General features: G+C 69.9%; 11 protein-coding genes. 3 read left to right on the top strand and 8 right to left on the bottom strand.

All coding sequences use genetic code 11. The features are described from left to right. Positions 1-193: 193 nt before the first annotated feature. Entirely contained in the window at positions 194-1,543 is a 1,350-nt protein-coding gene (locus tag SK803_RS19290) for an acyl-CoA synthetase (protein WP_319967413.1), read from the top strand. A gap of 63 nt (positions 1,544-1,606) precedes the next feature. Here SK803_RS19290 and SK803_RS19285 read toward each other — a convergent pair whose 3' ends face one another. From SK803_RS19285 to glmS, 6 genes are all read right to left on the bottom strand, one after another. Beyond that, on the bottom strand, positions 1,607-1,948 hold the full coding sequence (locus SK803_RS19285; protein ID WP_319967412.1) for a hypothetical protein: 342 nt from the start codon (positions 1,946-1,948) through the stop codon (positions 1,607-1,609). Between the two features lie 63 nt (positions 1,949-2,011). Then, positions 2,012-2,473, bottom strand: a complete 462-nt coding sequence (gene tsaE / locus SK803_RS19280; RefSeq protein WP_245848330.1) for a tRNA (adenosine(37)-N6)-threonylcarbamoyltransferase complex ATPase subunit type 1 TsaE — start codon at positions 2,471-2,473, stop codon at positions 2,012-2,014. Then, complete coding sequence (locus SK803_RS19275) at positions 2,470-3,567, bottom strand: alpha/beta fold hydrolase (protein ID WP_319967411.1); 1,098 nt, start codon at positions 3,565-3,567, stop codon at positions 2,470-2,472. Before SK803_RS19275 ends, tsaE begins: the two co-directional genes overlap by 4 nt. Next, positions 3,564-4,649 carry an alanine racemase gene (gene alr / locus SK803_RS19270; RefSeq protein WP_319967410.1) on the bottom strand — a complete coding sequence of 362 codons (1,086 nt, stop codon included), beginning with the start codon at positions 4,647-4,649 and terminating at the stop codon, positions 3,564-3,566. The genes SK803_RS19275 and alr overlap by 4 nt, the downstream gene beginning before the upstream one ends. 51 nt (positions 4,650-4,700) lie before the next feature. Next, positions 4,701-6,074, bottom strand: coding sequence for an NAD(P)H-hydrate dehydratase (locus tag SK803_RS19265; RefSeq protein WP_319967409.1), 1,374 nt, complete (start codon positions 6,072-6,074; stop codon positions 4,701-4,703). Continuing rightward, positions 6,075-7,934, bottom strand: a complete 1,860-nt coding sequence (glmS, locus tag SK803_RS19260; RefSeq protein WP_319967408.1) for a glutamine--fructose-6-phosphate transaminase (isomerizing) — start codon at positions 7,932-7,934, stop codon at positions 6,075-6,077. Positions 7,935-8,068: 134 nt separating this feature from the next. Here glmS and SK803_RS19255 point away from each other — a divergent pair, with 134 nt between their 5' ends. Beyond that, on the top strand, positions 8,069-8,896 hold the full coding sequence (locus SK803_RS19255) for a dienelactone hydrolase family protein (RefSeq protein ID WP_319967407.1): 828 nt from the start codon (positions 8,069-8,071) through the stop codon (positions 8,894-8,896). 10 nt (positions 8,897-8,906) lie between these two features. Beyond that, the gene (locus SK803_RS19250; RefSeq protein ID WP_319967406.1) at positions 8,907-9,599 is read left to right on the top strand and encodes a hypothetical protein; all 693 of its coding nucleotides are present in this window, start codon (positions 8,907-8,909) and stop codon (positions 9,597-9,599) included. 47 nt (positions 9,600-9,646) lie between these two features. On the opposite strand, the gene SK803_RS19245 is transcribed toward SK803_RS19250, so the two are convergent. Next, positions 9,647-10,147 carry a hypothetical protein gene (locus SK803_RS19245; protein WP_319967405.1) on the bottom strand — a complete coding sequence of 167 codons (501 nt, stop codon included), beginning with the start codon at positions 10,145-10,147 and terminating at the stop codon, positions 9,647-9,649. Next, the gene (locus SK803_RS19240) at positions 10,144-12,813 is read right to left on the bottom strand and encodes a hypothetical protein (protein ID WP_319967404.1); all 2,670 of its coding nucleotides are present in this window, start codon (positions 12,811-12,813) and stop codon (positions 10,144-10,146) included. The genes SK803_RS19245 and SK803_RS19240 overlap by 4 nt, the downstream gene beginning before the upstream one ends. Between the last annotated feature and the right edge of the window lie 3 nt (positions 12,814-12,816).

Here is a 12,816-nt window from a genome sequence, read left to right as displayed (position 1 = left end):
TGTCCAGAGTAACGCGGGGCGAACCGCACCTTCCGGGCGACCGCACCTGGCGCGACGCGGCCAGGTGAGCGTGGGCCTCCTCGCACTTCCGAAGCGCCCTCCAGCGGCCGCGCCCACCGCGACGGGCCAGGTGAGCGTGGGCGTTCCCACACTTCCGATGCGGGCTCCAGCGGCGCGTACCACCCTGGATCCCATGTTCGCTGAACCGAGTGACCGCGAAGCTCTCCGCTTCGGAGCCAAGTCGCTGACCTACGCCGAGCTGCACCAGGCCGCGGGCACTCTGGCGGAACGACTCAAGGGCAACACCCGCGTCGCCGTCTGGGCGACGTCCACGCTCGAAACCTGCGTGGCGGTGGTCGCGGGTCTGCTGGCGGGCGTCGCGATCGTGCCGCTCAACCCCAAGCTCGGCGAGCGCGAACTGGAGCACATCCTCTCCGACAGCCGGCCTGACCTGGTGCTGCGCGACGAACCGATCGTGTTCGGCCGGCCGGGGACGTTCGACGAGCCGGGGCAGGAGACGCCCGCGCTGGTCATCTACACCTCTGGCACGACCGGACCGCCCAAGGGCGTGGTGCTGCCCCGCCGCTCCCTCACCTCGAACATCGACGCGCTCGCCAAGGCCTGGCAGTGGACGAGCGACGACGTGCTGGTGCACGGGCTGCCGCTGTTCCACGTGCACGGCCTGGGCATCGGCGTCCTCGGCCCGCTGCGGCTCGGCGGCTCGGTGCGGCACGTGAAGTTCTCGCCGGAGGCCATCGGCCACGAGCTGGCGACCGGCGGCACGATGATGTTCGGCGTCCCGACGATGTACCACCGGATCGCGGAGGCGGTGGAGCAGGACGAGAAGCTCGCCGGCCGGTTCCGGGCGGCCCGGCTGCTGGTGTCGGGTTCGGCCGCACTCCCGGCCAGCGACCACGAGCGGATCGCCAAGGCCACCGGGCAGGGCATCGTCGAGCGGTACGGGATGAGCGAGACGCTGATGAACGTCAGCGTGCGGTTCGACGGCGATCGCCGGCCGGGCGCGGTCGGGCTGCCGGTGGACGGCGTCGACGTGCGGGTGGCCGACGAGCAGGGTGGCGACGTCGGTGTCGGCGCGATCGGTGAGATCGAGGTGCGCGGGCCGAACCTGTTCCTGGAGTACCTGAACCGGCCGGACGCCACGGAGGCGGCGTTCCGGGACGGGTGGTTCAAGACCGGGGACATGGCGGTGCGCGATCCCGACGGGTACATCCGCATCGTCGGGCGCAGGGCCACGGACCTGATCAAGAGCGGCGGCTACAAGATCGGCGCGGGCGAGATCGAGAACGCCCTGCTCGAACATCCGTCGGTGGCCGAGGTGGCGGTGACGGGCGAGCCGGACGACGACCTGGGCGAGCGGATCGTGGCCTGGGTGGTTCCAGCGGGCGAAGCGCCGGAACCATCAACCCTCAGCGATCACGTCGCGAAGCTGTTGTCGCCGCACAAGCGGCCACGGGTGGTGCGTTACCTGGAGTCCTTGCCGCGCAACGAGATGGGCAAGGTGCTCAAGCGCGAACTGTCCTGAACAGACAGATGCCGGGAATGGCCGAAGGGCTCGTTCGGCCATTCCCGGCGAGAAGTCCGGCTATCAGCCAGCCGAGTTGCCGTTGCAGGCGACGTAGGACGGCGAGTGGTCAACCGTGAAGATCTCCAGCGGGCCGTTCCACTGCCACGGCAGCAGGCAGGCGTTGTTGGCGACACTGATGTCCGAGCCACCAGCGGCGTGGTTGTCGTTGCACGCGGCGTAGCCGGGGGCGTGGCCCTCGTGCAGCAGCGAGAACGGGCCGTTCCACTGCCACGGCGCGGCGCAGAGGTTGTCGGCCACGCTGATGCCGCCGTGGTGGTCGTGCTCACCGGCGGAAGCGGGGGCCGCGGCAGCCAGCATGGCGCCACCGATGACAGCAGTCGCGAGAAGCGTCTTCTTGATCATGCGTTTCTCATCGGCCGGTCACGCTCTGTCCTTAATGGACATCACCCGATGCGTTGGACAACGTCACACAGGCAGGGCACGTGAGCGCCACTCGCCGTGCGGGATCAGCTGAGCTGTGCGAACGTCGTCGATTCCGCGCTCGAGGCGAATGAGGAGATGATCTTCGTTCAGGCGTTCCGCGACGCCCTCGCCCCATTCGACGGCCACCACGGCGTCGACCAGGTCCGTGTCCAGATCAAGATCGTCCAACTCGTCCAGGTGACCCCCGAGCCGGTACGCGTCGACGTGCACCAGCCGCACGCCCCGGCCGTCCTCCGCGGGCTCGTGGACACGGGCCACGACGAACGTCGGCGACGACACCCGGCCCTGCACACCGAGGCCGCGCGCCAGTCCGCGCACGAACGCGGTCTTCCCCGCGCCCAACGGCCCCGCGAGCAGCAGCAGGTCGCCGGCCCGCACGACTTCACCCAGCTTGCGGCCGAACTCCTCGGTGTCCTCCACCAGAGGCAGTTCGACGGTCTTCACGCTCGCCGCCACCACTTCTTCCGACTCTCTCCGCGATCGGCCGCGCACCGTTCGATCAGCGCGACCAGGTGGTCGTTGACCAGATCAGCCTGCTCCATCATCACCATGTGCCCGGCACCGGGGGCCCGGACGAGGGTGGCGTGCGGCATCTCCTCCGCCATCCGCTCGGCGTGCGAGAACGGCGTCAGCTTGTCCGCGTCACCGCTCAGGATCAGCACCTCGCAGTGCCGCAACCCGGCGAGCGCCTTGTAGCGGTCGTGCGTGCCGAGGGTCTCCAGGAACTCGGTGAGCACCTTCACCGTGGTCCCGTTGATCATCTTTTCCATCAGGTCCACAAGGGACGGTGCCACCTTGCGGTCACCGAACGCCAACGCGCGAATGCCGCTCCACGTCAGGGTTTTCGTGCCCTTGCGAACCCACTCGACGAGCCCCGGCTGGATGCCGGCCAGCCGGCCGATGCCGAGCGTCACCGGGTTGTACCGCGACAGCACGGACTTCGGCAGGCCCGCGCCACCCACGGCACCGGCGGCCGTGCCGATCAACGCGACGCCACGCACCCGTTCCTTGAAGAGCTCCGGCACCTGCTCGGCCAGCGCCATGATCGTCATGCCGCCCATGGAGTGGCCGACGAGGACCAGCGGCCCGTCCGGCACGACCGAGCGGATCACCGCGTCGAGGTCGTGCGCGAGCTGTTCGATGGTGCTGCCTTCCGGCGTCGACATACCGGACCGGCCGTGCCCGCGCTGGTCGTAGAGCACCTGGTGCACCCGCGGGTCGATCAGCTCTTCGAGGTCGCGGCGCTGGAAGTGAAAGCACCGGCGGTCGAGCGCGAACCCGTGCACCAGCACGACGGTGATGTCCGCTTCGCCGCCGTCACCGGGGTCGACCTCCTCGACGGAGATCGGCACGCCGTCGTCCGCCGCCACCGTCGACTCGCGGTCGGGCCGCAGCTGACCTAAGGGCTCGTCGGCGAGGCTGTCGGTCGCGGTCTTGCGCTCGTGCGACACCTTCGCGGTCTGCGCCACGGCGGCACCGGCGACGGCCGCACCCAGCGCGCCACCGACCCACCCGACGACCTTCCACACCGGCTTCACGTGTAGATCCTCCGCACCCGCGGCCGGTACATCCCGCAGACGATCTCGTAGTCGATCGTCCCGGTCAGCTCCGCCCACTCCGTCGCCGTCGGCTCCCCCCGGCGCCCGTCGCCGAACAGGACAACTTCCGCACCCTCGCGGACCTCGTCGTTCCCGCAGTCCACGACGATCTGGTCCATGCAGACACGCCCCACCACCGGGCGGCGTTTCCCGTCGAGGAGCACTTCCATCCGGCCGGAGAGTGCCCTCGGAACGCCGTCCGCATACCCGGCCGGCACCAGTGCCAGCGTCGTGTCCTTCTGCGCGGTCCATGTCATCCCGTAGGAGACCGACTCACCTGCGGGGATACGTTTCGTGAGCGCCACGTGCGACCGGTAGCTCATGACCGGCCTGAGGTCGTGATCCGTCGGCACCGGGTTCAGCCCGTAGATGGCGATGCCGGGCCGGACCATGTCGAAGTGCAGGTCGGGCCTGGTCAACAGGGCCGCCGAGTTGGCGATGTGCCGTTTCGGGCTCAGCCCGAAGCTCCTGGCCACCTCGTAGGCGTCGTCGAACCTCTTGGCCTGCAGGTCGATGGACGGGTCGCCGATCTCGTCCGCGGAGGCGAGGTGCGACCAGATGGCCACCACCTCGTGCTTCTTCGCCGCCTCGACCAGCTCTGGCCAGTCGTGCGGCTGACACCCGTTGCGGCTCAGGCCGGTGTCGATCTTCAGGTGGAGCCGCGGCCGCGCGTCGGCCTCCTCGGCGGCGGTCTCGACCCTGCGCAGGTCGGAGAGCGACGCCACGGACATGTCGACGTCGGCCGCGAGACCGGCGGCCAGGTCCTCGTCGGGGGCGTCGAGCCAGGCCAGGATCGGAGCCTGGATGCCCGCGACCCGCAGGGCCAGAGCTTCCTGTGTGGAACAGGAACCGAGCCAGGTCGCGCCGGCTTCGAGAGCCGCGCGGGCCACCTCGACCGCGCCGTGGCCGTAGCCGTCCGCCTTGACGACGGCCATCGTCTCGGAGGCAGGGGCGAGGCCGGCGAGCAGGGCGACGTTGTGCCGCAGCGCGCCTAGGTCGACGACAACTTCTGAACGGGCCATAACCTGTTCATCGTGCCATGAGTACGCAGCTCACCAGGTGTGAGCGAGCGCTCAGAGGCTCCTGATCGCTTTCGAAATCCCGCTCATCAACCCGGACGCGGGCACCGGAGCCCCGTCCGCGGCCAGTTCCGCCGCCAGAACGTGCACGTACGCGGCGTGTCCGGCGGCCAGGAACGGATCCACGCCGGCGGCCAGCAGCGCGCCGATGATGCCGGACAGGACATCCCCCGAACCGGCCGTCGCGGGCCAGGACGAGGTCGCCGAGTTGACCAGCGCCCGTCCGTCCGGCGCGGCCACCACGGTCCGATGGCCTTTGAGGAGCACCACGGCGTTGAAGCGCTGCGCGGCCTTTCGCGCTGCCGCAACGCGATCCGCGCCGACCGGGCCCGCCAGGCGTTCGAACTCGCGGTCGTGCGGCGTCAGCACCAGCGGGGCGTCCGGGTCGCGGGCGTCCCACAGGTCCGGGTGGCTGGCCAGCAACGTGATGGCGTCCGCGTCGGCGATCACCGGCACTCCGGCGTCCAGCACGAACCGCAGGATCTCCGCCGACGACGGGCCGGTGCCCATGCCGGGGCCGACGACCCAGGCCTGGACGCGACCGGCGTCGGTGATCGAGCCTGTGCAGATGGTCTCCGGCCAGCGTGCCCGGATGGCGTCGGCGGCGGGACCGGCGTAGCGGACCATGCCGGAGGTCGCCAGCACCGCGGCTCCGGTCGAAAGCACTGCGGCGCCTGGATAAGTCGTGCTGCCGGCCGCCACACCCGTGACGCCCTGGGTGTACTTGTCGTCGTTCGGACCCGGCACCGGCCAGGTGATGTCCGCCCGGTCGAGCAGCAGGAAGTCCGGATCTGCCGGCCGCAGGCCGATGTCGACCAGGTGCACGTCGCCGCAGTCAGCCAGCGCGTGCACGGGCTTGAGGCAGCCGAACGTGACGGTGGTGTGTGCGCGAACGTGCGGCCCGGCGATCTCACCGGTATCCGGGTCGATGCCGGAAGGCAGGTCCACAGCCAAAATCGGGGCACGGACCGTGGAGACCAGAGCAGCCGCGGCCGGCCGGAGCGGGCCGCGCGCGGACAGGCCGACGATGCCGTCGATCACCAGGTCCGGCGTGCCGACCTCGGAGACGATCCGCCCGCCCACGCGCCGGAACGCTGCCAGGCCTTCGACGTGCACCTTGTCGGGCGAGAGCAGCACGGCGGACACCGCGACACCGCGGCGGCGCAGGAAGTAGCCGGCCCACAGGGCGTCGCCGCCGTTGTTGCCCGCACCGACCAACAACGTGACGCGGCGACGTCCGGAAAGAAGCCCGAGGGCGTGGGTGGCCACACCGAACGCGGCCTTGCGCATCAGCGAGCCCGGCGGGACGACCGCCATGAGCTCCTCTTCAGCGGACTTGACGCGTTCGGTGTGCCAGACGCCTCTCACTCACTCGACGGTAACGGACTTCGCCAGGTTGCGAGGCTTGTCCACGTCGTAGCCGCGGGCGGACGCGATCTCGGCCGCGAGGATCTGCAGCGGCACCGTCGAGATGAGCGGCTGCAGCAGCGTCGGGACGGCCGGGATCTCGATCAGGTGGTCGGCGAACGGGCGCACGGTCTCGTCGCCCTCCTCGGCGATCACGATCGTGCGGGCGCCGCGGGCCTGGATCTCGCTGATGTTCGACACCAGCTTCGAGTGCAGGACGGCGCGACCCTTCGGCGACGGCATGACCACGACGACTGGGAGATCCTTCTCGATCAGTGCGATCGGGCCGTGCTTGAGCTCGCCGGCCGCGAAGCCCTCGGCGTGCATGTAGGCGAGCTCCTTGAGCTTGAGCGCGCCTTCCAGGGCCACCGGGTAGCCGACGTGGCGGCCGAGGAACAGCACCGCCTTCGAGTCGGCCAGCTCACGGCCGAGCGCGCGGACCTGCTCGGTCGTGCCGAGCACCCGCTGCACGGCCTCGGGCATGGCCTCCAGCTCGTGGAACTCGCGGGCGACCTCGTCCGGGTACTTGGTGCCGCGTGCCTGTGCCAGGGCCAGGCCCACCAGGTAGTTCGCGGCGATCTGGGCGAGGAACGCCTTCGTCGACGCGACACCGATCTCCGGACCGGCGTGCGTGTAGAGGACGGCGTCGGACTCGCGCGGGATCTGCGCGCCGTTCGTGTTGCAGACGGCCAGAACGCGGGCCTTCTGCGCACGGGCGTGCCGCACGGCCTCCAGCGTGTCCGCGGTCTCGCCGGACTGCGACACGGCGACGACGAGCGTGTCGCGGTCGAGCACCGGGTCGCGGTAGCGGAACTCGGAGGCGAGCTCGACCTCGACGGGCAGGCGGGTCCAGTGCTCGATCGCGTACTTCGCGACGAGACCGGAGTGGTAGGCCGAACCGCAGGCGATCACGAAGACCTTGTCGACGTCGCGCAGGTCCTGGTCGGAGAGGCGCTGCTCGTCGAGGACGATCCGGCCGTTCGCGAAGTGGCCGCGCAGCGTGTTCGCCAGCGCCTCCGGCTGCTCCTCGATCTCCTTGAGCATGAAGTACTCGTGGCCGCCCTTCTCGGCGGCGCTGAGGTCCCAGTTGACCGTGAACGGCTTGGCCTCCGCGGCCTCGCCGTCGAAGTCGGTGACCTCGTAGCCGGAGCGGGTCAGCACGACCATCTGGTCCTGGCCCAGCTCGACGGCTTCCTTGGTGTGCGCGATGAACGCGGCGACGTCGCTGGCGACGAAGTACTCGTTCTCGCCGACACCGACGACCAGCGGCGAGTTGCGGCGCGCGGCGACGACCTGGTCGGGCTCGTCGGCGTGCGTGAACACGAGCGTGAACGCGCCTTCGAGGCGGCGCACGACCTTGCGCACGCTGGCAGGCAGGTCGCCCTTCGTGTCGCCCTCGGCGTAGGCGAACGCCACGAGGTGCGCGACCGTCTCCGTGTCGGTGTCGGACGCCATCTCGACGCCGAGACCTTCGAGTTCGGCGCGCAGCGCGAGGAAGTTCTCGATGATGCCGTTGTGCACCACGGCGACGCGGTTCGTCGCGTCGCGGTGCGGGTGCGAGTTCTTGTCGATCGGCGCGCCGTGCGTCGCCCACCGCGTGTGGCCCATGCCGACGGTGCCCGCGAAGTTGTCGCGGCCCACCTCGTCGAGCCTCGTCTCCAGGTTCTGCAGACGACCTGCCTTGCGTTCGACGGCGAGTTCCTCGCCTGCGACCACCGCGACGCCTGCCGAGTCGTAACCCCGGTACTCGAGACGCCTCAGCCCGTCCAGCACGACGTCGAGCGCCGACTGGTGACCCACGTATCCCACGATTCCGCACACGGAAAACAGACTAGCTAGACCACGCCGCTAACCCTAATGAGTGAGGGCACCCCGTATCCGCTGGTCAGGGACACGTGTGGTGTAGACCAATCTCAGGTGTGGTGCGCACGACAGGATCGACTACGGTTCACCACATGGCTCGCCGCGTGATCACGCTGACCGCGAAACAGGCCCTTGAGCAGCTCAGCAGGCCCGGCCCGCACCCCGTGCTGCGCGGCGACCTCGCGCTCGTCGGCCTGCCGGGCGTGATCTTCACCCCGCAGTCCGGTCTCGGTCTGCCCGCTGTGGCGTTCGGACACGGCTGGATGCAGCCTGTTCGCCGCTACCACGGGCTTTTGCGGCACCTGGCGTCGTGGGGCGTGGTCGCCGCGGCACCGGCGGTGGAACGCGGCCCGCTGCTCTCGGCGCGCGTGCTGTCGGCGAACCTGCTGACCACTTTGGACGTCTGCACCGGCGTGCGCCTCGGATCCGGGGAGATCAGCGTCGACCCGGCCCGTCTCGCCCTGGCCGGGCACTCGATGGGCGGCGGCGCGGCGGTGCTCGCGGCAGCGGAGGCCGACCGCGTCCGGGCCGTTGTGACTTTGGCCGCAACGGAGACGCGTCCGTCCGCTCTGGACGCCGCCCGCGACGTCAAGGCGCCCGGCCTGCACCTCGCGGCCGGCGAGGATCGCATCGCGCCGCCGGTCGGGCACTCCGAGGCGATCGCCCAGGCCTGGGGCGGACCCGTCCAGTTCCGGTTGCTGCCCAAGGCTTCGCACCTCGGGTTCACCGAAGGCCGGCACTGGAGCGAGCTGATGCTGGACGGCAGCGCCGAACGGGGGTCGCACAAGCTCGGGCGCGCGTTCGTGACGGCGTTCCTGCTCAGGGTGCTGACCGGTGAGCGCACGTACGACGAGCTGCTGGACAGCGACCTGAAGTCCGCGAACCTCATCTTCCAGCGCGAAGCTCTGCGCAGCCGCTAGGTTGCTCGGCGTGATGCCGAATCAGGGCTGGCAGCAGCAACAGCCGCAACAGCAGTGGGGTCCGCCACCGCCTCCGCCGAGGGGCGGCAGCTTCGCGATGGCGATCGTCGTCGCCGTCGGCGCGTTCGGGGTCGCCATTTACTGGGCGATCCTCGGGGTCATGCGGCTATTCATCCCGCGCCCGCACGTGTCGGAACCCCTGCTCGTCGCGACTCTGCTGGCGGAGAAGGGCGGCAACGGCGACCTGCTGGCGCCGCTGAGCATCGCGGACACCGTGCTCAAGCTGCTCGCGGTGGCCGTGCTGTTGATCGGCGCGGTGCTGATCGTCCTGCGCAAGATGCCCGGTGCGTTCCTCGTCGCCGGCGCCGTCCTGCTGGGGATCCTCGCCGCCGGCTGCCACTTCTTCTACTACAAGCAGATCGGCTGGAGCGGCACCAGCGACACGTACATCGCGGCCGTGCTCACACTCGTCGTCGGGGTGGTGGCGATCTTGCCGCCGGTCACCAACGCGTTGAAGCCCGCCGCCCAGCCGCAGTTCGGCCACCCGCAGGCGGGACAGCCGCAAGCCGGTCATCCGCAGGCAGGGCAGCCCCAGTTCCCGCAGCAGGGGCCACCACCCGGCTACGGGCAACAGCAGCCGCCGCAGCCCGGTTACGGCCCGCCGCAGGGACCACCGCCGCCTGGCTACGGCCCCCCGCGCTGACCAACGAGAACGCCCCCAGGTCGTCGGACCCGGGGGCGTTCGTCGTCTCAGGACAACCAGCTCTGGTTGCTGAGGTCGTCGTCATCGTCGACGGGCGGACGTTGCCGCCGGGGCGGAGGGGGCTGGCGGACCGGCGGCGGAGGAGCCACCGGCTGCTGCACCACCGGAGGCTGGCGGACCTGGTGCTGCGGAGCCTCGTTCGGCCCGCGCATGAAGCCCTCCGACTGGGCGCGCAACTCGCGCGCCTGCCGTTCCTTCTCGATCTGCGCGAGCTCCTCGGCGAGGTCGTCGTGCGGACCCGCTGTCTCGTCCTCCAGGCCGAACGAGAGCTCCTTGTTGCGGTCCTTGCCCTCGCCGCGCTGGTTGCGGGCCATCTCGCGGAGCCGCGAGGTGAGCCGCTGCTTGCGGTCGGCGAACTTGTCGTGGCTCTCCTGCGTGGCCTTCGTCGACTCGTCGAACTTCTGCCTGGCCTCGGCCATGCGCGTGGAGTGCTCCGACTCGATGCCGGAGAGCTTCGCCTTGAAAGCAGCGAGGTCGAGCTCGCTCACCACTGACCACCCCGGTTGCCGTCGTCACCGCTGAGCACGCCCTGGGCGCTGCTGAGCGGGTTGTTGTTGTCCTCGTCGAACAGCGAACCGGTGGTGCGCCACTGGCTCGCGCCGCGCTCGGAGTCGCCGCCCTGCTGACCTCCGGCGCCGCCACCCGCCATGCCGCCGCCGCCCATCATCCCGCCGCCCATCATGCCGCCGGACTGGGCACCGGAGGTGGGCTGGCCGTGGGCGTCCTGCATGGACGGGAGGTTCGCGGAGCCCGCCTGACCGGCTTCGGAGGCGTTGGTGTTGAACGAGCCGCCGTTGTCGTTGCCCTGCGACGGAGTGCTCCACGCGCTGTCCGCCGGCGACGAACCGCCGAGCACGGACTCGCTGCCGTTGGCACCGCCGCCGGTGAACGAGACACCGGACGCCATGGTGCTGTCCGAGGACGCCGCGTGCGCGAACTGCGGGCCCTCGCTGGAGATCCTGGGCTCGCCGACGTTCGGCATGATGCCGTTGTCCTCGACGTAGCTGCGGCCCATCGACTCCTGGACGCGCTCGGCCACGTGCGGCGTCGCCTCGCCGGGCTGGGTCCAGACCTGCTCACCCTGGGCGGGCATGGTCTGGAACTCACCCTGGGCGGGTGCCGGCATCGTCTGGAACTCGCGCTCGACCGGCTGCGGGAAGTCCTGCTCCGGCAGGATCAGCGGCTCGTCGACGCGCAGATCCCCGGTCATGCCGCCCGCACCGGCCTTGTCGGTGCCGGAGCCGGAGTCGGCGCCCGCGGCGGGGTTCTCGTCCTCGCCGAAGCTCACGCCGATCTGGTCGGGAGTGCCGTCGCCGTTGTCCGCGGTCAGGTTGATCTCGCCGGTGTCGGCGTTGACCTCGGCGGTGAAGTTGACGCCGTCCTGCTCGATGTGGATCTTGCCGTCCGCGCCGACCTCGACGGGGATCGGGTTCGACTCCGAGCCGGGCGCGCCCATGCCGGTGCCGCCGGGGGTCGTCGGCGTGGTGCCGACGGGAGCGGGGGCGCCGGGGGCCTGCGAACCGGGGGTCGCCGTGCCGGTGAGCTGGTTGGCCATGGTCGTGATGGCCTGCGTGCCGTTCTGGCCCATCAGCGCCTTGGCGGCCTCGGGGTTCTTGCTGAAGTCCAGGTCGTAGGACTTCGGCTCGCCCTTCGGCGTGTCGATCGTCATCTTCACGTGCCCGTTCGAGTCGGGCTCCGTGACCTTGATCGTGTTGTCGCCGGCCTTGACCGTGACGGACTCGAGCTTCTCCTCGGGCTTGGGCTGCTGGTTGTCCGGCTTGCCGTCGCCGTCGAGGTCGTCCGGCTTGCCGTCGCCGTCGGTGTCACCCGGCACGTCCGGCTTGCCGTCACCGTTCTTGTCGAGCGGGTTCTCCGGCTTCGGGATCTCCGGCGTGCCACCGCCGGGGGGCGTGCCACCGCCACCGGGCGGGCCGCCGCCACCGGGGGGCGTGCCACCGCCGCCCTTGTCGTTACCGCCCTTGTCACCCGGCTTCTCGGCGGGCTTCTCCTCCTTGGCGGGCTCGAACGGCTTGGTGTTGATCTTGTCCATCTCGGCGCCGAGCGCGTTCCACGCGTCGTCGACCGACTTCTTGGTGTTCTTGCAGAGCTCTACGAAGTTCTTGTACTTCTCGCTGACGTCCTTGTGGAAGGTGGTCTGCAACCACTCGCGGCAGCCCTTGCGGACCTCACCCTTCCAGACGTCGTCGTCGCACGCGCCGTCGTCGATCTGGATGCCGACGTGCCCCGCGGCGCGCTTGAGGATGCCCTCGTCCTCGGTGTCCGCGGCCTGGATCACCTCGCGGATCTGCGGCGGCGTCTTACCGGCGATGTCGAACGGGCTGCCCACGCCGTTCAGCACGGCGTTCGCCTTGTCGTTCACCAGCTGCGAGACCGTGTGGCACGCCAGGCGGGTCGCGTCGGCGACGTGGTTGATGCCGTCCGCGACGGCAGCGCCCTTCTTGGAGAAGTCGGCGACGTAGGCGCGGGAGTTGTCCGCGGCGTTGCCGTCCCAGCTCGACCACAGCTTCGACATCGACTTCTCGGAGTCGGCCTGCTGGGTGCGCAGGTCGGTGGAGACCTGCCGCATCTCGACGATGTCCTCGTCGATCTTGTGGAAGTCGATGTCGCGCTGCTCTTCGTAGAGCTTCTTGACGTTGTTGTAGTCGGTGTTGACGTCCGAGCCGACGCCGATGACCGACTTCGCCTCCGCGTAGACCGGGAGGAAGTTCTCGAAGTACTTGAGGCCGGGCATACCCGCGTCGAGCAGGAAGTTGGAGTTGCCGACGCCGGCGCCACCATCGGCCGCGCGTTGCTCGGACTGGTCCAGCGTGCCCTGGCCGGCCTGCTTCGCGTTGTTGTGGTCGTCGATCTTCTTCTGACCGGCGTCGCCCGACTTCTTCGCGATGTCGTAGGCGTTGTTCAGCCGCTCTTCCGAGCTGTCCGACCAGGGCAACGAGTTCGACAACGACTGGCCGAAGCCGTCTCCGTAGGAGATGTCGTAGTTGTCGAGGTACTGCTCGAGCTCGTCGTTGTGCGTGCCCGTGACGTCCTGGTCCATCTCGGTCGTGTAGTACGCCTCGAGAAGGGCTTTCTTCTGGTCCGGCGGGACTTCGGGGTTGTCGCAGAGCTTCTTGACTTCTTCCCAGCTGGGCATCCG

Origin of the sequence: Lentzea miocenica (genome assembly GCF_033949945.1) — a bacterium.
Classification (GTDB): Bacteria; Actinomycetota; Actinomycetes; order Mycobacteriales; family Pseudonocardiaceae; genus Lentzea; species Lentzea miocenica.
Note: the sequence above shows the minus strand (reverse complement) of the source record. Positions and strands in the feature narration are given on the sequence as shown.